The organism is Sphingomonas sp. BL-S-28 (genome assembly GCF_055521515.1).
The window spans coordinates 1,443,876-1,466,738 of the sequence record NZ_CM145483.1 but is presented as its reverse complement, the minus strand read 5'-3'; the positions used below and the strand labels follow the sequence as shown (position 1 = coordinate 1,466,738).

The window sequence follows — 22,863 nt, the reverse complement described above, 5'->3', positions numbered from 1 at the left end:
ATCCTCTGCCGCTTCAGGCAATTACTTGGAAGAATAGAAACCGGTGGTGATCTTCAGCACCTGCGGCCGGTCGATCAGGTTGATGCCGTAGTCGGTCTGGTCACCGTTCCAGACGCGCGTGGTCACCCACTTGCCGTCCTTGAACGTGCCTTCCTCCACGGCGACGATCACGCCATTGCTCTCCCCCTTCGCGGGCGAGAAATTGACGCGGACGTGATCGCCCATGACGAGGTATTCGGTGTCCGAAAGCTGGGCCACGGCCACGCCGCCCACCGGCTGATCGGCCCAGGGCGCGGGCTTGGTGGGGATCCAGGTCCAGTCCTTCTGGCCGAACTGCCACTGGCCCCAGTCGGCCGAAATCTTCCACTTGCCCATCACGGTTTCGCGCACCGCGCCGTCGTCCGGCTTGGCGGCGCCCCAGGTGGGACGGTCATAGGCGATCTTCGCCCAGTCGCTGGCGATCGGCGCCAAGGTGCCATAGGGCAATGCGAAAGCGGCCAAGGTCTCCTTGTCCAGCGCGGTCGCGCCGAGCGGGTAGTTGAAGTAGCCGGTGTCATCCATGCCGAAGGGCGCAAAACCGATGCCCCCGCGCCCGATGGTGGCCCAGAAGAAGCGCGCGAATTCCTTCGCATTGCCGATTTCCGGCACCATCAGCGCATTGTCCGGGCGGGCGTACTTATCAAGGTACTGGACGGCGTTGGCGCTGTTGCGGTCGTAGATATCGGGCGCGGCGAAGTCGATCGCCGGGGCGCCCGCCTTCCAGATATCCAGCACGTCCCACTGCGGGCCGCCGCTGGCGACGCCGGTGGGATCGGGCACGTTCGACGGCCCGGCGAGCGAGGCGTTGACGTACATCGGCAGCGGCTTCACCGCCTTGCCCGCCTCTGCCAGGGCATTGACGAACTGGGCGACGTACCAGGTGTTGAACGCGCGCGGGGCCTGCTTGCCGAAGGCGGCGTCCCACGAACCGGACTTGCCCGTCTTCTTCGCCAGCGCGGCCGGGATCGGCTTGGCGAACAGCGCGTTCGCCTCTGCCGAAAAGTCGCGAGGCACGCGGTAGGATCCGGTCTCATTCTCCGGCTGGACCATGATCACGGTGTTCTGCCGGTCATGATCGCGCAGGTATTCCATCACCTTCACGAAGGCGCGGCGGTCCGCCGCCATCGTGTTCTGCGACAGCGGCGTCAGCACGTAGTGGTCCGAGCCATCGGGCGCCTTCATCCGGGGAAAGCGCTTGTTGTCCAGCTTCACCCACGACGGCGTGTAACTGGGGCTGGTGTTCTTCCAGGTGCCGAACCACAGCAGCACCACCCGCTTGTCATGCGCGCGGGCGGCGTCGAGCAGGTTCTGCAGGTAGGTGAAATCGAACTTGCCTTCGACCGGCTCGACTTGTTCCCAGGCGACCGGGATTTCAAGCGTATTGGCGTGCATCGCATCGAGCACCGGCCAGACCGCATCGAGCATCGCGGGATAATTGCTGGAATTGTTCGCCTGTGCGCCCAGCATCAGGAACGGCTTGCCGTCGACGATCAGCGCGTGGCGGCCATCGCGGCTTTCCAGACGCGGCACGGGGGTCGCGGCATCCTGCGCCTGAACCGGCGCGGCCACGCCGATGGCGGCCGCGAGCATGAGCGATGCGATGAAGTCCTTGCTTTTCATTCTGTCCCCTTCCCGGGCTTCTGGGCCTGCCGTTCCTGCGGGTCGCCATAGACGATGCCCCGGCCGTCGGTACCGATGTAGATGCGCCCGAACTGGCGCGGGTCGCCGGAAATCACGCGGATGCGCAGGCCCCACTGGTGGGCCTCGTCATTGATCCGCTGCCATGTCGCGCCGCCATCGATGGAGCGCCACACCGCGCGCAATCCGCCCACGGTGCCCAGCGCATAGAGCGCCGCGCTATCGCGGCCCGGAGCGGCTTTGCCAAGCCCGTAGCGCTCGATGGCGATGGCCTGTCCGGTGCGCTGCCAGGTGTTCCCGAAGTCGGTCGAACGATAGAGCGCACCGCCCAGATTGAGCCACAAGGCCCCGGCGCGGTTCGGATCGGCCAGAATCGGCGCGGGTGCTTCGCGGTTGGCGCTCTGGGCGGCGGAAAGGTCTGCCGGCAGGCCCTTGCCCGCGAGCGCGTGGAACCGGGCACCACCATCGTCGCTGCGCACCACGCGGTTGTTCGCAAAGTCGATGGCGTAGAAGCGCCTGGCGTCCTGCTTGTCAGCCGTGACGCGGGTGCGGCTGGGCAAGCCGCTCACCGCCTGCCATGTCGCGCCGCGATTCTGAGTCAGGCGGGGCTGGTCGGTTTCGACAAGGAAGGTCTTGCCATCGGCCGAGACGGTGATCGCCGCATTGCCGGTCTCTTCGGGCAGCGGCGTGCCATCGGCATGCGGCGTGCCCTTGGGCACATGCAGAGGGCTCCACGTCGCGCCGCCATCGGCCGACCATGCCAGCGAAGTATCGGGCACCACGCGGGCATGGGTATTGCCGCTGCGCGCCATCACCAGCGGCGCGCGGCCGCCGTAATCGAGCGTGTTGGTGTTCGACAGGAACGGGTTGATATGCTGGTGCGCGGGCGAGACGGTGAAGTCGTCATGGCGGAAACCACCGATGTCGCCGAAGCCCGAAACCAGATGCGCGCCGCCGGTGGGGCTGACCAGCGTGATGATCGCGGTCTGCTCGATCCCCTGCGTCCACGGCGCCCATTGCATGGTGCCCGGCTTCTGCAAGGCGTCGGTCGCATAGACCGTGGCGCCGGTCACATAGGCGGCGTGGTTCGCGTCGAAGGGATCGATGGCAAGGCCCGCGATCCAATGGCCGAAGTTCGCCTTGCCGCCGAAATCGAGGAAGGGCGTTGCCGAAACGTCGCGCACCGAACGCTTCCAGAGTTCGTCCCAATGCGCGCCGCCGTCATGGCTGAGCCAGACGGTATCGACCGGATTGCCCCGGTCCACCGTGCTGACCGCGATGGTCTGCGGATCACTCGCGGCCACCGCCACACCCATGTAGCCGCCGATGGGAGCCTGCGCGCCCTTGATCGGTGTGACATCGCGCCATGTCCCGCGCACGGGATCGAAGCGCCAGACCGCGCCGCGCGTGATGCCGTTGGGGCCGATGCCGTCGCAATAGGTGATCGTCAGCACGCCGTCGCCGCCGATGACGGCTTTCACCGGCAGCATGTCGGCCGCCGGGCCGCCGGCAACCGCGCTCCATGTCTTGCCGCCGTCGTCCGAGCGGAACAGATGCCGCTCGCCCGGATCGGCGCTGCCCACAAAGACGCGGCCGCGCAGTTTGGCGTCGAACACCACGAACGACAGCCCGCCATGCGTCTCGCGCCGATTGGTCGGCAGGCCCAAACCGGCAAGCGGGAAGGCATCCAGCTTGCGCCAGTTCGCGCCCGCATCGTCGCTGGCCCAGAGGCCCTGATGGCGCGAACCGAACAGCAGGCGGTCATGCGCGAAAGGATCGATGGCCAGCCGCTCGCCCAGTCCGCGTCCGTTCTCGTTACCGCCCATCGCGAAAGGCACGCGCGTCTCGCGCCAGGTCTTGCCGTAGTCGGCCGAACGGAAGATCGCGGCAGGGGCAGACCAGCTCATGCCGGCGGCAAGGTAGACGGTGCCGCCATCGACCGGATCGGCGGCAATGCTCTCGATCCCCATGAAGCTGCCTTCGGACACGCGATCCTGCAGCGGCACCCACTGCTTCGCGGCGGCATCCCAGCGATAGGCCCCGCCCATGTCGCTGCGCAGCCAGACCAGACCGCGCTCGACCGGGCTGAACACGACGCCGGGCGTGAACCCGCCGCCGCCCACGCGCACGCCGCGCCAGTCATAGGCCACATCACCCGCTCGCGAAGAATCGATTCCAGAGGACGAAACGGTATCCGCAAACACCGGCGCAGCGCCTGCAGCAAAACCTGCCGCAATCGCTCCCGTCGCGATCGCTGTGAGCGCAACTAATGGCGCTCTCCTTGCCCCGCTGATGCCCACGGCCTCCCCTCTTTCCTCTCGCTTCCAAACCAGCGGATCACGGGTTCCGTGACCCGTCTTGACGTTGCGCTGCCGGTCGTAGATAACGCTAACACACCTGGAGAGGAATAGCGGTGACAAAAAATAGTTCGGTCGCGGATCGCGGCCTGCCCCATGACTGGCGTGAGGGTATTTTCCTGGGGCGCATCGAGACCGCGGAAGGTCCTACTCCCATCCTGATTCGCGGCGGCCAGGTTTTCGACATGGCCCGCATCGCCCCCACCACCGCAGGACTGATCGCCGCCGATGTGCGCAGCGGCGGGGAACTGCTGGGCGGTATCGAGGTGCTGGAATCCGCGCAGCTGCTCAGCCCGGTCGACCTTCAGTGCGTGAAGGCCTGCGGCGTGACTTTCGCCGTCTCCGCACTGGAACGCGTGATCGAGGAACGGGCGCGCGGCGATCACACCGTCGCGGCCGAAATCCGCAGCAAGATCGAGGCCGTTCTGGGCGGTTCGGTCCGCTCCACCGTGCCCGGTTCGGCCGAGGCGGATGCGCTGAAGCAGACGCTGATCGATGAGGGCATGTGGTCGCAGTACCTTGAAGTGGCCATCGGCCCCGATGCCGAAGTCTTCACCAAGTGCCCGGTGCTCGCCACCGTCGGCCACGAAGCGCCGGTGGGCGTGCGGTCGGATTCCGGCTGGAACAACCCCGAACCCGAAGTGGTGCTGATCGCCGGCCCGGACGGCAAGGCCGTGGGCGCGACGCTGGGCAACGACGTCAACTTGCGCGATTTCGAAGGGCGTTCGGCGCTGCTGCTGGGCAAGGCGAAGGACAACAACGCCTCCTGCTCGCTCGGCCCGTTCATCCGCCTGTTCGACGACGGTTTCACCATGGAAGACGTGCGCACGGCGGACGTGGCCATGACCATCGTGGGTGAGGACGGCTACGTCCTCGAAGGCCACAGCACGATGCGCGAAATCAGCCGCGATCCGGAGGAACTGCTGCGCCAGACCATGAGCGAGCACCAGTATCCGGACGGTTTCGCGCTGTTCTGCGGCACGCTTTTCGCGCCCACGCAGGACCGTGACGAGCCCGGCCGCGGCTTCACCCACAAGGTGGGCGACACGGTCACCATTTCCAGCGCGCGCCTCGGCACGCTGGTCAACCCCGTCACCACTTCGGCCGACGCGCCGGCGTGGACTTTCGGGATCGGCCAACTCTTCTCCAATCTGGCGCGCCGCGGCCTGCTGGCGGCATGACGGGCAATAATAAAACCATGCTCACACAGACTTCTTCGGGCGGCCTGACCGCCGTCTATCCCGAACTTCAGGACCGCCGCGTGATCATCACCGGCGGCGCCACCGGCATCGGTGCCGGCCTTGTCGAAGGCTTTGTTGCGCAAGGCGCGCAAGTCGTCTTCGTCGACATCCAGGATGCCGAAGGTGAGGCGCTCGCCGCCCGCCTGACCGCAGGCGCGCGCCACGCGCCGGTCTATCGCCATCTCGACCTTGTCGATATCGACAGCGTCAGTCAGACGATCCGCGCCATCGTTAGCGACATGGGCGGCATCGACGTGCTGGTGAACAACGCCGCCAACGACGATCGCCACCAGATCGCCGATGTCACGCCCGCGTTCTGGGAAGAGCGCATGAACGTGAACCTGCGCCACCTGTTCTTCGCCGCACAGGCCGTGGCGCCGACGATGCGCGAGGCGGGCGGCGGTGTGATCGTCAACTTCGGTTCGATTTCCTGGCACCTCGCCCTGCCCGATCTGGTGCTCTACCAGACCACCAAGGCGGCGATTTCCGGCCTGACGCGCAGCCTTGCCCGCGATCTGGGCGGCGACAACATCCGCGTGAACACCATCGTTCCCGGCAATGTAAAAACCCCGCGCCAGGAAAAGTGGTACACGCCCGAGGGCGAGGCAGAGATCATGGCCGCCCAGTGCCTGCCGGGTCGCATCGTGCCGCAGGACGTGGCGGCGCTGGTGCTGTTCCTCAGCTCCGACGGCGCGCGCATGTGCACCGGGCACGACTATTTCGTCGACGCCGGGTGGCGCTGAGCCATGCAGGCTGAGCACCTCCTCTCGGTCGGCGCCGAACTGGGCGAAGGCCCGGTGTGGATTGGCGACGCGCTGTGGTTCGTCGACATCAAACGCAACACCGTGTTCCGCTTCGATCCGGCGACGCGCGACCTTGCCAGCTGGCCCGCGCCCGAGCATGTCGGGTGGGTTCTGCCTTCCTCGGAAGGCGGCCTGATCGCCGGCCTGAAGAGCGGCCCGCACCGTTTTCTGCCCGAAACCGGCGCGTTTGAGCGGATCGCCCATATCCAGGCCGACCTGCCCGACAACCGCCTGAACGACGCGGCCATCGATGCCGAAGGCCGCATCTGGTTCGGCACGATGGACAACCTTGAAGAAAGCGAGACCGGCAAGGTCTTCGTGCTCGACAAGGGTGCGGTTCGCGAGGCGGGGCTCGATCCGGTGACGATCACCAACGGCCCGGCCATCTCGCCTTGCGGATCGCTGGTCTACCATGTCGACACGCTGGCCCGGAAGGTCATCCGCCACGCCGTCTCGGCCGATGGCACGCCCGATGCAGGCGAGCTGTTCCTCGACTTCACCAGCGAAGACCGTGCCGACTGGGGCTATCCGGACGGAGCGATCTGCGATGCCGAAGGCGGCGTCTGGCTCGGCTTCTATGCCGGCAGCGCGGCGCGGCGTTTCGCCCCCGATGGCAGCCTGACCGACGAAGTGCGCTTCCCGGTTTCCAACGTGACCAAGATCGCACTGGGCGGGGAGGACGGATGCACCGCCTTCGCCACTACCGCGCGTCAGGGGCTTTCGGAAGAACAGCTTGCCAGCCAGCCACTTGCGGGCGATCTGTTCACTTTCCGCACGGCGATTCCCGCCGCACCGCCACGCACCGCAAACACCTAAGACAAACCGGGCCCGGCCAGACAGAAAGATCAGGCCGGCCCGCCGGGAAAGGATATCCTGATGGACAGGATCGATATCAACAAGCGCCTCATCGCGCTGGTCGTTGCCGTGGCGACCATCGGCGGCTTCATGTTCGGCTACGACTCCGGCGTCATCAACGGCACGCAGAAGGGCCTTGAAGCCGCCTTCGCGCTGGGCCGTCTGGGCATCGGCGTCAACGTGGGCGCCATTCTCGTCGGCTCCTCGATCGGCGCCTTCATCGCCGGCCGCCTGTCGGACCTGATCGGCCGGCGCGGCACGATGATGCTGGCCGCGGTGCTGTTCCTGATCTCCGCCCTTCTGGCCGGCGCTGCCGGATCGTCGGAAATCTTCATTTTCGCGCGCATCATCGGCGGCCTTGGCGTTGGCGCGGCCAGCGTCACCTCGCCCGTCTACATTTCGGAAATGACCCCGGCGAACCTGCGCGGGCGTCTTTCCAGCGTGCAGCAGGTGATGATCATCACCGGCCTGACCGGTGCCTTCGTCGCCAACTTCGTGCTGGCCCGCTGGGCCGGTGGTTCCACCGCCAACCTCTGGCTGGGCTTCCCGGCTTGGCGCTGGATGTTCTGGCTGCAGGCCATTCCCGCCGCGATCTACCTGATCGCCCTGCTCTCGATCCCGGAAAGCCCGCGCTACCTGGTCGCGCGCGGCCGCAAGGACGAGGCGCATGCCGTGCTTACCCGCCTGTTCGGCGCGGGCGAAGCCACGCGCAAGGTGGCGGAAATCAACGCCTCGCTCGCGGCCGACCATCACCGCCCGCGCCTGTCCGACCTGATCGACAAGACCACCGGCAAGATCCGCCCGATCATGTGGGTGGGCATCGGCATCGCCGTGTTCCAGCAGCTGGTCGGCATCAACGTCGTCTTCTACTACGGCGCGACGCTGTGGCAGGCGGTGGGCTTCACCGAAGACAACGCGCTGCAGATCAACATCCTTTCCGGCGCGCTGTCGATCGGCGCCTGCCTTGCCGCCATCGCGCTGATCGACAAGATCGGCCGCAAGCCGCTGCTGCTGATCGGTTCGGCGGGCATGGCGGTGACGCTGGGCCTTGTCGCCTGGGCCTTCTCCACCGCCGTCGCCGGCGCGGACGGCGCACTTACGCTGCCCGGCCATTCGGGCCTGATCGCGCTGATTTCGGCCAATGCCTATGTCGTGTTCTTCAACATGAGCTGGGGTCCGGTCATGTGGGTCATGCTGGGCGAGATGTTCCCCAACCAGATCCGCGGCTCCGCGCTGGCCGTAGCCGGTTTCGCGCAGTGGATCGCCAATGCCGCGATCTCGGTCAGCTTCCCCAGCATGTCCGAACGGCCCGGCCTTGCGGTGACTTATGTGCTCTACGCGCTGGCCGCCGCCGTCTCGTTCTTCTTCGTGCGCGCAACCGTGACCGAAACGCGCGGGCGTGAGCTGGAGGACATGCAGGGATGAGCCAGAGCGGGATGATCCTTGCCGCGGGCGACTGGCGCCTGACCCTCGATCCGCATCGCGGCGGGATGGTCCGGGCGCTGACCCGGCGCGGCGCGGACATCCTGCGGCCGATGCCGGAAGGCGCAGATGCGCCTTTCGACAGTGCGTGCTTCCCCCTCGCCCCCTATGCCAACCGCATCGCCGGCGGCCGCTTCACATGGGATGGCAAGGCCTATGCGCTGGCGCCCAATGCTCCCGGCCAGAAACACCCGCTGCACGGCACGGCTTGGCTGGGCGACTGGTCGGTGGAGGCGCAGGAGGCGGATTCCGCCACTCTGATCCACCACCATGCCGCCGGGGCCGACTGGGACTGGGCCTTTACGCTGCGCCAGCATTTCCGGCTCGACGCCGATGGCCTTGAAGTGCGGCTGGAACTGACCAATACCGATGGCAGTGCGATGCCTGCGGGCCTTGGCTTCCACCCCTGGTTCACGCGCAATGGCGTGACCGGCGTGGCCTTTACCGCCAAGGCCGTATGGCTGGCCGATGCCGACATGCTGCCCACCGTGCGTGCCACCGCCGACACGCTGGGCGACTGGAGCCGGGGCGCCGGGCTGGAGCGGGCCGACCTTGTCGATCACTGCTACGCCGGTTGGAACGGCCAGCTACGCATTCAGCGCGAAGACGGCGATGTTCTGATCGAAGGGGACGACACGCCGTTCCTGCACTTCTACGTGCCGCCGGGGCAGGACTTCTTCTGCGCCGAGCCGCAGAGCACGATGCCCGACGCGGTCAATCGCGACGCCCCGGGCCCACTGGCGCCGGGTGAAACGCTCGGCGTGACAATGCGCATCCGCAGCGCCTGACGGCGCGCGCTTAGTTGCCGTTCGGAACCGGCGGGCGCAGCACCGGGCGGCGGCGCGGCGCGGCGTCGGACTGGCGGCGCACCAGCTTGTAGTCGATCTCGATCCGCTGATCGCCGATCTCGTTCTGCCGCTTGTTGCGCAGCATCGTCACCAGCAGCTCGACCGCGCGGCGGCTCATCTCGACGATGGGCTGCTGGATCGTCGTCAGTTCCGGCCAGATCGTCGTCGCCAGCGCCACATCGTCGAACCCGCAGACGGTCAGGTCGCCCGGAACGTCCAGCCCGCGCCGATGGGCGATGGCGACGGTGGCAGCGGCCATGTCATCGTTGCTGGCGAAGATCGCGGAGGGCTGGTCCTCCAGCGAAAGCAGTTCCTCCGCCGCGTCCAGGCCGGAGCGATACGTGAAATAGCCCTGCGCCACCAGCGCATCGTCGAAGGCGATGCCGGCTTCGTCCAGCGCCTCCCGGTACCCTTCCAGCCGTGCGCCGCTGGCCGAGAGATCGGGATGGCCGGCGATGAAGCCTATGCGGCGATGGCCAAGATCGATCAGATGCGCCGTCATCTCACGCGCGGCGCTGCGGTCGTCGATCATGATCGTGGCGATGCCCTCATGGGGCTTGGCCGTCGTCACGGCGACGGTCGGCATCTGCGCCTGACGCAGCACGGACAGCACTTCCACCGCCTCGTTCAGCGGCGGCGGCAGGATCACGCCGTGGATACCGCCCGCCACCATGCGCTCGGCCGCAAGGGCGAGATCTTCCCCGTCCTCCATTTTCTGGACGATCAGCTGGACGTCGGACCGCCCGGCTTCCTCAAGGCTGCCGACGATGAAGGCGCTGAGGAACGCTTCGGACGGGTTCGAATAGAGCAGGCCCAGCCGCAGCTGCGAGGCCCCGGCCAGACTGCGCGCGGCGCGGTTCGGCGCGTAGTTGAGCTGGGCGATGGCCGCGTTCACGGCATCGCGCGTCGCTTGGCGCACTTTGGGTTCGGAATTGATGACGCGCGATACGGTCATCATCGATACGCCCGCCAGCGCGGCCACATCGGCGATCGTCGGGGCCCCGGTCTGCCGGGATTTCGCGCTGCGGCGTTTGCGCTCACTGTCGGACATGACGTTTCTCTAGCATGTCTGCGGCCGGTGAAAAGCGCAGGCTTGCGCACAGTCCCCCGTCTCCGCGATCGGTTTATGGTAGCGCAATCATTTTCGATCGCCTAGACAGCGGCAATTGGGAAAACGAAGAGGATGAGATGAGGCGTATTCACCGCGTATTGCAGACCGTTGCCCTGGCATCGTGCGCCACTGTCGCACTGGCTCAGGCGGAGGCTCCCCATACCGCGCCCTCCCCTACCTCGGCCCCTACCCCCGTCCATCCCGAACGCTGGCCCGCCGCGAAAAGCCCGGGCCTTGTCGACGCCAAGACCGAAGCGCGCATCACCGCGATCATCGCGCGGATGAGCCTGCGCGAAAAGGTCGGCCAGATGATCCAGGCCGATACCGCCTCGATCAAGCCGGAAGACCTGAAGGAATACCCGCTCGGCTCGATTCTGGCCGGCGGCAATTCGCCGCCGATCGGCGCGCCCGATCGTTCGCCCGCCTCGGCCTGGGTCGCCACCTCGCGCGCGTTCAACGCCGTCGCGCTGGAAAAGCGTGCCCAGCATGAGCCGATCCCGATCATGTTCGGCATCGACGCCGTGCACGGCAACAGCAATGTCGTGGGCGCCACTCTCTTCCCGCACAACAGCGCGCTGGGCGCGATGCACGATCCGGCGCTGATGCAGGAAATCGGCAAGGCCACCGCCGCCGAAACCGCCGCCTCCGGCATCGATTGGGCATTCGGACCGACCCTGGCCGTGCCGCAAGACGACCGCTGGGGCCGTGCCTACGAAGGCTATTCGGAAGATCCGGCCGTAGTCGCCGCCTATGCCGGCAAGATGGTGGAAGGCCTGCAGGGCGCGCCCGGCACGCAGACGACCGTTCAGGCCGGCCGCGTCGCCGCCAGCGTCAAGCACTTCCTGGGCGACGGCGGCACGCATGACGGTATCGACCAGGGCGACACGCGCGTCGATGAAGATACGCTGATCCGCATCCACGATGCGGGCTATCCCGCCGCCGTCAATGCCGGAACGATGACGGTCATGGCCTCGTTCTCCAGCTGGAACGGCACCAAGATGCACGGCAACAAGGCGCTGCTGACCGATGTGCTGAAGGGCCGCATGGGCTTCGACGGCTTCGTGGTGGGGGACTGGAATGGCCACGGCCAGATCCCCGGCTGCACCAACACCGATTGCCCGGCGACGTTCAACGCCGGGCTCGACATGGCGATGGCGCCGGATAGCTGGAAGGGCCTGTTCGATTCGACGCTGGCCGCCGCCAAGGCCGGCACAATCCCGATGAGCCGCATCGACGATGCCGTGCGCCGCATCCTGCGCGTGAAGATGAAGCTGGGCTTGTTCGATGCCGCGCGCCCGTTCGAGGACAAGCCGCAGGAAATGGGCTCCGCCGCGCACCGCGCCATCGGTCGTCAGGCCGTGCGCGAGAGCCTCGTCCTGCTGAAGAACGAAGGCGTGCTGCCGATCAAGACCAGCGCCACCGTGCTCGTCGCGGGTGACGCGGCGGACGATATCGGCCGCCAGTCCGGTGGGTGGACGCTGTCATGGCAGGGCGATGGCAATACCAATGCCGATTTCCCCGGCGCCACCTCGATCTACGCCGGCATTGCCGATGCGCTGAAGGCGGGCGGCGGCAAGGCCGTGCTCTCGCCCGACGGCAGCTTCACCGCCAAGCCCGATGTCGCCATCGTCGTCTTCGGTGAGGAGCCCTATGCGGAACTGCGCGGCGATATCCGCACGCTGGAATTCCAGCCCGGCAACAAGAAGTCGCTCGCGCTGCTGAAGAAGTTGAAGGCGGCGGGCATTCCCACCGTCTCGGTCTTCCTTTCGGGCCGTCCGCTCTGGATCAATCCGGAACTCAACGCTTCGGACGCGTTCGTCGCCGCGTGGTTCCCCGGTTCGGAAGGCAATGGCGTTGCCGACGTGCTGATCGGCGGCAAGACCGACTTCCACGGCACCCTCTCCTTCTCCTGGCCGAAGACTGCTGCGCAGTTCACGCTCAACAAGGGGCAGCCCGGCTATGACCCGCTGTTCCCGCTGGGTTACGGCCTGACTTATGCGAAGACGGCGCACGTCGGGACGCAGAGCGAGGAAGCCGGCATCGATGCCAGCGCGTTCAACTCCAGCGTGTTCGTCGCCGCCGGCATCGTCGCCAAGCCATTCCGGCTTGAGACCGGCGCCGCTGTCAGCCAAAAGCTGGTGGACAGCGCCAACCGCCAGGAAGGTGCGATCCAGTTGGCGTTCTCCGGCACCGGCAAGGCCTCGGTCCTCGGCCCCAACCTGACGCTGGAGCGAGAGGCGAATGCCGACATGAACGTGGAAGTGCTCTACCGCGTGGACAAGGCGGCAAGCGGGCCGGTGACGCTGGCGCTCGGTTCGGGTGCGGTGCGGATCGACAAGGCCGTGGCGCAGCCCGGCAAGTGGGCATCGCTGCGGATTCCGCTCAAGTGCTTTGGCAACCACGGCACCTATCTGGGCGGCATCAGTCAGCCCTTCACGCTGGCCGCCGACGCGCCCTTCACAATCACCATTTCCGACATGCGCCTCGCCACCGATCCGGCCGGCGCGGTCTGCCCTGAGTAAAGAAGGAACAGCCGCTGTGAGCGACAAGACTTCCACTTCGCGCCGCGCCCTGCTCGGCGGAATCGCTGCCGCCGGAATGGCTGCGGCGGTATCTTCGGGCAAGGCCGTGGCCGGGCCGACCGCGATTTCCTATTCGGGCCCCTCGATCCCGCTCTGGCCGGGCAAGGCGCCGGGCGCGCCCGCAAAGCTGCCCGTCCGCAAGGTGCAGCAGCAGAGCAAGGACGCCGCCTTTGACGATCGCTGGATCACCGGCATCGCCGCGCCAAGCCTGGAAGTGCGCCAGCCCGCCTATCGCGACGGATCGGCCGTGATCCTGCTGCCGGGCGGCGGCTACGGCTTCCTTGCGTGGGACAATGAGGGCGAGGAACAGGCCCGCTGGCTGACCGCGCGCGGCGTCACCTGCTTCATCCTGTCCTACCGCCTGCCGGGCGAAGGCTGGGCCAATCGTGAGACGGTGCCGCTGCAGGACGCGCAGCGCGCAGTGCGCCTCGTCCGCTCGCGCGCGGCCGAGTTCGGGATCGATCCCAAGCGCGTCGCCGTGTTGGGCTTTTCGGCCGGCGGCCATCTGGCCGGATCGATCGCCACGCGTTTTGACGAGAAGGTCTACACGCCCGTCGACAAGGCCGACACGCTTTCGGCGCGCCCCGACCTTGCCGGCCTGATCTATCCGGTGGTCAGCCTGTCGCAGCCCTTCACCCACGGCGGATCGCGAGACAGCCTGCTGGGCGAAGGCGCCAGCGACGCGCTGCGTCAGGCCGGGTCGGTGGAGAACCGCGTGACCGCCGGTACGCCGCCGGTGTTCCTCACCGCCTCCAGCGACGACGGCCTCGTGCCGATCGGCAACAGCATTGCGATGTACACCGCCATGCTGGCGAAGGAGCGGCCGGTGGAATTTCACGGCTTCGACAAGGGCGGCCACGGGTTCGGCGCGCGCCTGCACGACGATGTTCCCGCGCACGCCTGGCCGGACCTGTTCCACGCTTATGGCAAGCGCCACGGCGTGTTCTCCGCGTGAAGAAATGGGCCCTGCTCCTGCCCGCCGCCGCTCTGCTGATCGGCGCGGGCGAGCCGCAGCATTACCAGTCCAGTCCGGAGCGCCGCACGGTGCAGGACACGCGCGACTGGGGGCCGTGGGCGGGGCCATTCCGCGAGAAGCTGGTGCCCTCGATGATGCAGGATTTCGGTGAGCGTTATCTCTACGCGCCCGCCAATGCTGCACTGCCTGCCCCCGCGAAGGATGAGCAGCGCGTCGTCTTCCTGGGCGATTCGATCACCGACATGTGGGATCTTCGCCAGTACTTCCCCGGCAAACCCTATGTGAATCGCGGCATCGGCAGCCAGGTGACGGCGCAAATGCTGGTGCGTTTCCAGCAGGACGTCGTCGCTCTGAAACCCCGCGCTGTGGTAATTCTGGGCGGCGTCAACGACGTTTCCGGCTTCCTGCAGATGGAGAGCGAGGACGGCATCGTCTCGAACATAGAGGCCATGGCTGACATCGCGGAAAGGCATGGCATCAAGGTGGTGCTCTGCTCGATTCTGCCGGTAACGAACACACCCAGCGCCGATTACGTGGTGAAGGAACGCAAGCCCGAAGAACTGCGCCGAATCAACGCCAAGCTGGAATCGCTGGCCAAGGCCCGCGGCTATGCTTTCGCCAATTACTACCCGGCACTCGCCGGCGCCGATGGGCTGATGGACCAGTCTTTCACCCATGACGGCGTGCATCCGCTCGCTGCCGGTTACGCGCGTATGGCGCCAATTGTGCAGGCAGCAATCGCACAGACGCTGCGCAGCAAAAACCGCTGATTTGCTGCAACTATCGCAGCATCGACGGGCATAGTGACGCAAAATCGTCACAGTTTATCGTGAGATGTTAGCGGTCAACAAATAGCGTGTTGCGCGTCTATTACTCCGATGTTAGGTAGCGCCGATATGGGCACGGCTATGCCATAAAGAATCGCCGCAGCCTGAGTGTAATGTGAAGTGATAGCGCTATCATATTGTTGCAGCGCAATATCACGTGGGACCGGAGGGGACACAGAATGGCGTTTTTCACACAGATTCGTCGCGGCTTCGCGACCCTTGACAGCCGTAGCGCCAGCCGCACCGCGCTGGGCCTGGGCGTTTCCGCAACTGCGCTGATCGCCTGCGCAGTGCCGACCGCAGCATGGGCGCAGGATGAAGCCGCCCAGGCACCCAGCGCCGCCGAAGCCGACGCCATCGTCGTCACCGGCCGCCGCGCCGCCATGCAGACGGCAGACGATCGCAAGAAGAATGCGATCTCGATCGTCGATTCGGTCGTGGCCGACGACGCCGGCAAGCTGCCCGACAACTCGATCACCGAAGTTCTCCAGCGCGTTCCGGGCGTTACCATCGTCCGCTTCCAGTCGCTGAACGATCCCGACCACTTCTCGGCCGAAGGTTCGGGCATCCAGCTGCGCGGCCTTTCCGGCGTTGCCTCGCGCCTCAACGGCCGTGACATCTTCAGCGCCAACGGCGGCCGTTCGCTGCAGTTCAGCGACGTCACCCCCGAACTGATGCAGGCTGTCGACGTCTACAAGTCGTCCACTGCCGACCAGATCGAAGGCGGCACCGGCGGTTCGGTCGACCTGCGCACCAAGCTGCCGTTCGACTATGGCTACGGCCTGCACTTCGCCGGCAGCAGCGACATCAGCATGGGCGACCTGTCGCAGAAGACGGACTATTCCGCTTCGGGCCTGGTCGCCGGCAAGTTCAACACCGGCATCGGCGACATCGGCTTCGTGTTCGACTACGCGCACAGCCAGCTGTCGACCAAGTCGCAGTTCGTGCGCATGGAAGAGTTCTACCGGACCAACATCCAGGGCAACGACTACTTCATTCCGGGCGGCTACACCTACGGTGAAGAAAACTACCAGCGTAAGCGCGACGGTATCTACGGCGCGATCCAGTGGGCACCCACGTCCGACCTGACGCTGACCGGCATCTACTTCCAGTCGAAGTACAGCAACACCGACACCGAATACGGTTCGTTCGTCACCTCGCAGAGCCTCGCTGTCGATCCGTCGCAGAGCGTGTTCGACGACAACGGCGGCCTGATCTCGTCGCCTGCCGTTTTCCAGCGCGACCCCGTAACGGGCCTCGCCACCGGTGCACCGATTTCCAGCGGCGGCACTTCCGCGTTCTGGGAAGGCAAGAACAAGACCGAGGATATCTCGGGCTCGCTGCACTGGACGCCGGCCAACCTGCCGATCACGTTCGATGCTTCGTACCAGCACACCAAGTCGACCGCGTCGGTGGACCGTATCTCGGTGTTCCGCACCGTCAACTTCCCGACCAGCTACGGCCTCGATCTCGGCGGCAGCCTGCCCCAGATCTCGGTGCCGGCCGGCACGCAGGCCGCGCTGCTCGATCCTGCCAACTACGCCTGGCAGGCGGTGATGCCGCATAACAACGACAACTCGGGCAAGATGGACTCCGCTCAGGGAGATCTGACCTGGGATGTCGGCGAAGGCTTCTTCAAGTCGGTGAAGGTCGGCGGCCGCTGGTCGAAGCGCACCGAGCGCGATCTGGACAATGGCTATGCATGGTCGGCGCTGGGTCAGGGCTGGAACGGTTCGCCGGTCGTGTCGTTCGCCGATAGCCGTGCGGGCGACTATGAAAAGCACGCCTTCAGCAACTTCTTCCGCGGTGATGTTCAGCTTCCGGGAACCCAGTACTTCCCGTCGCAGCAGTTCATCCAGAACACCAGCGTGCAGGGCTTCTTCGACCTTTACGGCGGTTCGCCGGGCCGTACGCCGGGCTTCATCCTGCCGGGCGACCAGACCGACTACACCACCAAGAATCTGGCCGGCTATGCCATGGTCAACTTCGGCACCAACTGGGGTGAATCGTCGCTGACCGGTAACGCCGGCGTGCGCGTCGTTAACATCAAGAACGCCAGCACCGGCTATTTCCAGCAGACGTCGACCCAGTTCACGCGCGACGGTCAGGTCTACACTCTGGCCAACACCGCCGAAATTCGTGACGATGGCGCCGAATACACGCGCGTCCTGCCGGCCGTGAACCTGACCTATGCGCCGATCAGCACGCTGCAGGTTCGTGCCGCCTACAACATCACGATGGACAACGCATCGTTCTACGACCTGCGCGCATCGGGCACGCTGGGCGTGAACACGCTTTCCGGCTCCGGCGGCAACGGCGCACCCGATACCTTCGCCAACTACACCACGACCAGCGGCGACCCCACGCTCAAGCCGACGATGTCGAACAACTTCGACCTTTCGGTCGAATGGTATCCCAAGCCGGGCACCACCCTGCACGTCGCGGGCTTCTACAAGCGCATCAAAGACCTTGTCGTCTTTGGCGCCGCGCAGCGTCAGATTACCGTCCAGTTCGCGGACGGAACCTCGGAACAGGCGCTGGCTACCACCAACGACGCGCACACGTCCGACGAGACCGCGACGGTCAAGGGCGTGGAAATCGGCGGCCGTACCTTCTTCGACCAGCTTCCGGGCTGGCTCGCCGGGATCGGTGTGGAAGCGAACTACACCTACATCCAGAGCAAGAACCCGGGCGATCTGTACTTCGACATCGACGGCGTGAAGCGCAACGACGTGCCGCTGAAGGGTCTTTCGAAGCACAACCTGAACGCTGCGTTCCTTTACGAAAAGGATCCGTTCTCGCTGCGCATCGCCTATAGCTGGCGTTCGAAGTATCTGCAGTCGACCACGGCAAGCGGTACGAACAACACCTATACGTACTATGACGCGAACGGCGTGGGCACCAGCATCGCCACCAACCTGCCGGTCTATGGCGCAAGCTATGGTACCCTGGATGCGGGCCTGACGCTACGCGTGAACGAGCACCTGAACGTCCAGCTTCAGGCGCAGAACATCCTGAATGCGACGCAGAAGACGCTGATGGGCGGCAACCCCGGCGGCGTGCTCTACGGCCGCAGCTGGTTCCAGAGCGATCGTCGTTACCGAATGGGCGTCAACGTCACGTTCTGATAAGATAAGTCGGGCGGGCCAAATGGTCCGCCCGATCCACATTGGGGAGAGTGTGGCACAATGGATGCCAAGACGAAGCGCGTTCTCGTGGTGGGTGGCGGCACGGCCGGTTGGCTGACCGCGGGCTATCTGGCGAAGATACTGGGCGCGGACCTTCCCGGCGGGGCGCAGATCACCCTCGTCGAATCTCCCGAAATCGGCATCATCGGCGTGGGTGAAGGCACCTTCCCCACCATCCGGCGCACCTTGGAGCGGATCGGCGTTCCCGAAAAGGAACTGCTCCGCCGCTGCGAGGCGACCTTCAAGCAAGGCGTGAAGTTCGTCGACTGGCTGCATCCGGCCGGGCATGGCGGTGCCGACAACTATCTCCACGGCTTCCAGGAAGCGGACGACCGCAATGGCGGGCCGGAATACCTTCCCTACTGGCTGCTGGGCGAAGCCGGCGACATGCCGTGGGACGAGGCCAGCACGCCGCAAAAGCGCACCGTAGACGCCCTGCGTGGCCCGAAACTGGCATCGCACCCCGAATATGCCGGCGTGCTGAACTATGCGTTCCATTTCGATGCCGCCGCGCTGGCCGAATTGCTGCGCGACCAGAGCGTCGCCAACGGCGTGGTGCATATCCCCGATACCGTGCAGGAAGTACTCTGCAGCGAAGACGGCGCGATTGCCGGCGTCCGCACCCAGAAGAACGGCGTGCTGGAGGCCGATCTCTACATAGACTGTACCGGTTTTCGGGCCGAACTGATCGGCAAGGCACTGGGCCAGAAGTGGAAGAGCTGCACCGATGTGCTGTTCTGTGACAGTGCCATTGCCGCGCAAGTTCCCTATGGCGCCCCGGAAACACCGATCCAGTCCTGCACGCTGTCCACCGCGCGCGATGCCGGCTGGATCTGGGATATCGGGCTCCAGACCCGCCGCGGAACCGGCTATGTCTATTCATCCGCCCATTGCGATGCCGAAGAGGCGGAGCGCACCTTGCGCCGCTATCTTGGCGCGCAAGGCGAAACGGCGACGACGCGCCGCTTGCAGTTCAACGCCGGCTACCGCGAAGTGAACTGGTACAAGAACTGCGTGGCCGTGGGCCTTTCCAGCGGCTTTTTCGAGCCGCTTGAGGCCACCGGCATCGTCTTTTCGGAAATCGCTGCCGGCGCCATCGCCAACCTGTTCCCGTGGGCCGGCGACTACGAAACCTCCGCCCGCCAGTTCAACGCGGTGATGCTGGAACGGTACGAGCGGGCGCGCGACTTCCTGAAGATGCACTACAGCCTGACCCGGCGCGCCGATACGCCGTTCTGGAGAGACAACGTGCGGCGGGAAACGATTCCGGACAGCCTGATGGAACTGCTCGATCGCTGGCGCCATCGTCCGCCGAACGAGAAGGACTTCAACCCGAATATCGACATCTTCCCCGCCACAAGCTGGCAGTGCGTACTCTACGGCATGGGCTGGGAGACGGACTTGTCGGCAAAATCCGGCGTGATGCGCCTGCGTTCCGAAGCGCGTGAGGCTTTCGAGCAAGTACGGCGACAAAGCGCTTATGCGGTGGAGAACCTGCCCGATAACCGCGAACTCCTGCGCCAGATGCTCACCCCCGACGCGGGATCGACGATCAAGGCCTTTGCAGGGGTAAGAGCCTGAAAGTTTGAGGGCGGCGCGCCATGCGCGACCGCCCTCGACCAATTCAAAGCTTGGCCTGAATGCCCACGAAGATGCGCTGGCCGGGGTAATACAGTTCCAGCGGCATGTCCTTGTTGATGTAGGTCTTCGAGTATTCCTTGCCGATGTTCAGCATCTCGAAGAAGACGTCGAAGTGGTACTTCGGGAAGCGCAAGGTGATCTTGCCGTCCAGGTAGCCTTCGCCCTTGCGGTAGATCGGGTTGTTGCCGTTGTTGGCGTCGCTGACCACATCCAGCCACTTCGATCGGTAGTTGTAGCTGAGACGCGCGTTCAGGAAGCCCTTGTCGTAGAACACGCTGCCGTTCCAGGTATAGGTTGAAAGGCCCGGATATTCCTTCAGTTCCTGGTTCGTCGCGCCGTTGGTCAGGTTGGTGCGGATCGCGCGGGCATACGTAAAGTTGGCCGATCCGCCGAACCCGTCCAGCGGCTTGGGCAGGAAGGTGAAGGCGGTCTGCGCGCTGGCTTCGATACCGTCGAGCAGCGCGCCGCTGCCGTTGACGGGCTGGCGGACGGTATAGGTGATGCCGTCGTGGAACAGGTCCACGCCGCTGCGCACGACATTGCCGATGACGAAGCTGGATTCGTACTTCTTGTAGTACCCCAGGCTCAGCATCGTATCCGGGTTGGGATACCAGGCCAGGTTCACTTCCCACTGATCCGCGCGGTAGGGCTTCAGATCCGGGTTGCCGGCTGTGCAGGTATCGTCCGCGCCGGAGATCGTCTGGTCGTCCACGCAGTTGATGTTGGGCACCAGATCGGTCGGCTTCGGTCGCGCCAGGTTCTTCGCATAGTTGGCGCGGAAGTAGAGATTGGGCTGCAGTTCCAGGTTGGCGTTGAAGGCCGGCAGGAAGTCCGTGTAGCTGTTGGAAATCCGCGCTTCCTGCGCCGCCAGCACCACCGTTTCGGTGCCGCCGGTCGCGTTGAAGCGGGTTACGCGGCTAACGTTGGTGCCAAGGCCTGTGTCCTTCGTGTGTGTCCAGCGCAGGCCTGCGTTGCCGGTCAGGTTCATGCCGAAGATCTGGGTATCGATGTCCAGCATCGCATAGCCGGCCAGCACGGTTTCGTTGATCTTGGCGCTGGGGATCTGGGGGTAGCCATCGGCTTCACGCACAAGGTCGTGATCGAAGCCGGACAGGTCGTAGATCTGCGAAAGGATGTCGGAATTGAAGTTCGGAAAGGCCAGTCGGCTCGGGATGCCGGAGGGCGCATTCTTCAGCCCGGAATAGAGCGGCGCGCCGCCCGTGACCCCGCCCAGCGACGAGATCAGCGAGGCATATTGCGCGGGCGTGATGTAATAAGTGTTGCCATTGCGCGCGACGGCCGGGTTGTTCTGGATCTGCGTGGTGTAAGAGACGTTGGCGCTGGACTGGTAGGTCATCGTCGCCGGATCGATCAGCATCGAACCGCCGCCCAGATAGTTCAGGAACTTCTGCTTGCGCGCCTGCGCGCCGAACTCGATCTTGCTGACGATCGGGTGATCGATCTCCCAGTCCGCATCGAACTTCAGCTGGTCTTCGGTGTTGTTGTACTCGGCCGGGCGGTACTGGATCGTCGGGCCGTAGATCGGCAGGACTTGCCCGTTGGCACCGGTGCGCGTGGCATCGGCATAGACGTTGGGATCGGCGGGATCGAAGTCCGACGGGAACTGGAAGACCGGGATCCCCTGCGCATTGTTGCGATCGATGGTGATGCCGGCAACGCTGGTGCCCAGCGAGATCAGGTTGGTCTGGGAATCGGTGTGCGCCTTGGCGTGCGATCCCATGAAATCGATGTGCAGGCGATTGAGATCCCAGCGGAATCCGCCGGAGAAATACTTGGAATCCTGATCGTAGCTGAAGTCGCGCCGCTGCACGCCGATGATATTCGCGGCCCCTCCCCAATTCGGAACGGCGGCCGTGCCAAGGTTTACGGCATTCTGCGCCGTGGTCACGCTGGTGACGACATGGTTGGCATTCACCGTCGAGGTACCGAGCGCCACCTGTTGCCGCGAAGTGCCACCACCCGCTCCCGCCGCAAGTTGCGGATCGAGATTGAAGCGCTGGATCGTGCCCAGATCGACCGAATAGTTGATGTCCTGCAGGTTCTGGTTGCGCTTGTTGATCTGCGCATTGGCATAGACGCGGAAATTGGGCGCGGCCTGATATTGCAGCGTCAGGTCGCCAGAGATGCGCTTGTCGTCACGCACGAGGTTGCGATAGCGCGGTGCCTTGGGCGCCCAGTCGAAGAACTGGGTTTCGCATGCAAGGCGGTTGGCAGTGGCCTTCGCGGTGGTGGCGCCGCCCACTCCGGCGCAGCTTTCATAGGTGTCGTAAGCGTCATAGAGCGGATCGGCGACGGTCTTCTCGGTCGAATGGTCGAAGTCGGCCATGCGCGACCAATTGGTGTTGCTGACGTAGTCCTGGCGCGTGTTCACGTCACTGTAGGTGCCGTTGAACAGCACGCCCAGCCCGTCGATCAGGAACCGCGGCGTGCCCGCGAAGAACGAGACGCGCGGCCGCCAGGTCTGCGTGGTGTCAAGGTGCTGGCCGGAGACGGTGGCGGACAGGATCGGCTTCATCAGGTCCAGCGGCTTGCGCGTTTCCACGCGCACGGTGCCGCCGATGCCGCCTTCGGTCAGATCGACCGCATAGCCCTTGTAGACGTCGATCGACTTCACCAGTTCGGTCGCCAGTTCGCGGAAATCGCCCGAACGGTCGCCCAATGCGCTGACCTGGCTGACACCGTTGATCTCCACGCGGTTGAGGTCCGGCTCCACGCCGCGGATCGAGACTTTCACGCCCTCGCCAAAGTCGCGGCTGAGCTGCACGCCGGTGATGCGGGCCAGGGATTCGCCGATGTTCTTGTCCGGGAAGCTGGCAATGTCGTCGGCAACGATGGAATCGACCACCGTCTTGGCATCGCGCTTGCGGTTGATCGCCGATTGCAGCGAGGCGCGGGTGCCGACGACGACGATGTCGTTCGCCGTGGTGATCGCCCGTTCGACGGTCTTCTGGTCGGGCGCCTGATCGGATGCGGAAATGGACTGGGGATCGGCCGCGTCATCGCCGGTATTTGTCTGAGCAATGGCCGGCATCGAAACCGTCAAGGCGGCGGCGAACGCCAATACGGAAGCGCTGCGCAGCATGCGCGAGTCAAACCGATTTGTGTGAAAATTGCACGCAACTTCAGCGTTATGAGCCTGCATAGCCTTTCCCCTCAATCCCCTGACGACCTCGCATTTCCGGTTTTCCGGTGACGGATCGAATCAGTTTCTAGACGGACACTTATTGAACCGATATGTGGGATGCAATGCTATA

At 65.1% G+C, this 22,863-nt stretch carries 14 protein-coding genes; 10 read left to right on the top strand and 4 right to left on the bottom strand.

Annotated features, from left to right (window positions below; genetic code table 11):
- Positions 1 to 21 precede the first annotated feature (21 nt).
- Both ACZ1JC_RS06135 and ACZ1JC_RS06130 read right to left on the bottom strand, forming a co-directional pair.
- The gene (locus tag ACZ1JC_RS06135) at positions 22 to 1,659 is read right to left on the bottom strand and encodes a DUF5597 domain-containing protein (RefSeq protein WP_465138817.1); all 1,638 of its coding nucleotides are present in this window, start codon (positions 1,657 to 1,659) and stop codon (positions 22 to 24) included.
- Positions 1,656 to 3,881, bottom strand: a complete 2,226-nt coding sequence (locus ACZ1JC_RS06130) for a WD40/YVTN/BNR-like repeat-containing protein (RefSeq protein WP_465138818.1) — start codon at positions 3,879 to 3,881, stop codon at positions 1,656 to 1,658. Before ACZ1JC_RS06130 ends, ACZ1JC_RS06135 begins: the two co-directional genes overlap by 4 nt.
- 209 nt (positions 3,882 to 4,090) lie before the next feature.
- Between ACZ1JC_RS06130 and ACZ1JC_RS06125 the strand changes: the two genes are divergently transcribed.
- Genes ACZ1JC_RS06125 through ACZ1JC_RS06105 form a run of 5 tightly spaced genes read left to right on the top strand, consistent with a single transcriptional unit; the run spans position 4,091 to position 9,203 of the window.
- Positions 4,091 to 5,215 (top strand): fumarylacetoacetate hydrolase family protein, encoded by a 1,125-nt coding sequence (locus ACZ1JC_RS06125; protein WP_465138819.1) that lies wholly within the window; start codon positions 4,091 to 4,093, stop codon positions 5,213 to 5,215.
- 17 nt (positions 5,216 to 5,232) lie between these two features.
- The gene (locus ACZ1JC_RS06120) at positions 5,233 to 6,018 is read left to right on the top strand and encodes an SDR family NAD(P)-dependent oxidoreductase (RefSeq protein ID WP_465138820.1); all 786 of its coding nucleotides are present in this window, start codon (positions 5,233 to 5,235) and stop codon (positions 6,016 to 6,018) included.
- A 3-nt stretch (positions 6,019 to 6,021) separates the two neighbouring features.
- Entirely contained in the window at positions 6,022 to 6,894 is an 873-nt protein-coding gene (locus ACZ1JC_RS06115; protein ID WP_465138821.1) for an SMP-30/gluconolactonase/LRE family protein, read from the top strand.
- Between the two features lie 60 nt (positions 6,895 to 6,954).
- Complete coding sequence (locus ACZ1JC_RS06110) at positions 6,955 to 8,358, top strand: sugar porter family MFS transporter (protein WP_465138822.1); 1,404 nt, start codon at positions 6,955 to 6,957, stop codon at positions 8,356 to 8,358.
- Positions 8,355 to 9,203, top strand: a complete 849-nt coding sequence (locus ACZ1JC_RS06105; RefSeq protein ID WP_465138823.1) for an aldose 1-epimerase — start codon at positions 8,355 to 8,357, stop codon at positions 9,201 to 9,203. Before ACZ1JC_RS06110 ends, ACZ1JC_RS06105 begins: the two co-directional genes overlap by 4 nt.
- 10 nt (positions 9,204 to 9,213) lie before the next feature.
- On the opposite strand, the gene ACZ1JC_RS06100 is transcribed toward ACZ1JC_RS06105, so the two are convergent.
- The gene (locus ACZ1JC_RS06100; RefSeq protein WP_465138824.1) at positions 9,214 to 10,314 is read right to left on the bottom strand and encodes a LacI family DNA-binding transcriptional regulator; all 1,101 of its coding nucleotides are present in this window, start codon (positions 10,312 to 10,314) and stop codon (positions 9,214 to 9,216) included.
- 137 nt (positions 10,315 to 10,451) lie between these two features.
- Between ACZ1JC_RS06100 and ACZ1JC_RS06095 the strand changes: the two genes are divergently transcribed.
- The 5 genes from ACZ1JC_RS06095 to ACZ1JC_RS06075 all read left to right on the top strand — a co-directional run bounded on the left by ACZ1JC_RS06095 (position 10,452) and on the right by ACZ1JC_RS06075 (position 19,528).
- The gene (locus tag ACZ1JC_RS06095) at positions 10,452 to 12,896 is read left to right on the top strand and encodes a glycoside hydrolase family 3 N-terminal domain-containing protein (protein ID WP_465138825.1); all 2,445 of its coding nucleotides are present in this window, start codon (positions 10,452 to 10,454) and stop codon (positions 12,894 to 12,896) included.
- Between the two features lie 76 nt (positions 12,897 to 12,972).
- Positions 12,973 to 13,911, top strand: coding sequence for an alpha/beta hydrolase (locus ACZ1JC_RS06090; RefSeq protein WP_465140280.1), 939 nt, complete (start codon positions 12,973 to 12,975; stop codon positions 13,909 to 13,911).
- Positions 13,908 to 14,702 (top strand): GDSL-type esterase/lipase family protein, encoded by a 795-nt coding sequence (locus ACZ1JC_RS06085; RefSeq protein WP_465138826.1) that lies wholly within the window; start codon positions 13,908 to 13,910, stop codon positions 14,700 to 14,702. The genes ACZ1JC_RS06090 and ACZ1JC_RS06085 overlap by 4 nt, the downstream gene beginning before the upstream one ends.
- Before the next feature lie 236 nt (positions 14,703 to 14,938).
- Positions 14,939 to 17,887, top strand: a complete 2,949-nt coding sequence (locus ACZ1JC_RS06080; protein WP_465138827.1) for a TonB-dependent receptor — start codon at positions 14,939 to 14,941, stop codon at positions 17,885 to 17,887.
- 60 nt (positions 17,888 to 17,947) lie between these two features.
- A complete protein-coding gene (locus tag ACZ1JC_RS06075) occupies positions 17,948 to 19,528 on the top strand; it encodes a tryptophan halogenase family protein (RefSeq protein ID WP_465138828.1) in 1,581 nt (526 codons plus the stop codon).
- A gap of 43 nt (positions 19,529 to 19,571) precedes the next feature.
- On the opposite strand, the gene ACZ1JC_RS06070 is transcribed toward ACZ1JC_RS06075, so the two are convergent.
- Positions 19,572 to 22,691, bottom strand: a complete 3,120-nt coding sequence (locus ACZ1JC_RS06070) for a TonB-dependent receptor (RefSeq protein WP_465138829.1) — start codon at positions 22,689 to 22,691, stop codon at positions 19,572 to 19,574.
- Positions 22,692 to 22,863: the final 172 nt, after the last annotated feature.

Coding starts and splice junctions, on each gene's coding strand:
- ACZ1JC_RS06135 (WP_465138817.1), bottom strand. CDS start 1,659: ATGAAAAGCAAGGACTTCATCGCATCGCTCATGCTCGCGGCCGCCATC.
- ACZ1JC_RS06120 (WP_465138820.1), top strand. CDS start 5,233: ATGCTCACACAGACTTCTTCGGGCGGCCTGACCGCCGTCTATCCCGAA.
- ACZ1JC_RS06115 (WP_465138821.1), top strand. CDS start 6,022: ATGCAGGCTGAGCACCTCCTCTCGGTCGGCGCCGAACTGGGCGAAGGC.
- ACZ1JC_RS06110 (WP_465138822.1), top strand. CDS start 6,955: ATGGACAGGATCGATATCAACAAGCGCCTCATCGCGCTGGTCGTTGCC.
- ACZ1JC_RS06105 (WP_465138823.1), top strand. CDS start 8,355: ATGAGCCAGAGCGGGATGATCCTTGCCGCGGGCGACTGGCGCCTGACC.
- ACZ1JC_RS06100 (WP_465138824.1), bottom strand. CDS start 10,314: ATGTCCGACAGTGAGCGCAAACGCCGCAGCGCGAAATCCCGGCAGACC.
- ACZ1JC_RS06095 (WP_465138825.1), top strand. CDS start 10,452: ATGAGGCGTATTCACCGCGTATTGCAGACCGTTGCCCTGGCATCGTGC.
- ACZ1JC_RS06090 (WP_465140280.1), top strand. CDS start 12,973: ATGGCTGCGGCGGTATCTTCGGGCAAGGCCGTGGCCGGGCCGACCGCG.
- ACZ1JC_RS06080 (WP_465138827.1), top strand. CDS start 14,939: ATGGCGTTTTTCACACAGATTCGTCGCGGCTTCGCGACCCTTGACAGC.
- ACZ1JC_RS06075 (WP_465138828.1), top strand. CDS start 17,948: ATGGATGCCAAGACGAAGCGCGTTCTCGTGGTGGGTGGCGGCACGGCC.
- ACZ1JC_RS06070 (WP_465138829.1), bottom strand. CDS start 22,691: ATGCTGCGCAGCGCTTCCGTATTGGCGTTCGCCGCCGCCTTGACGGTT.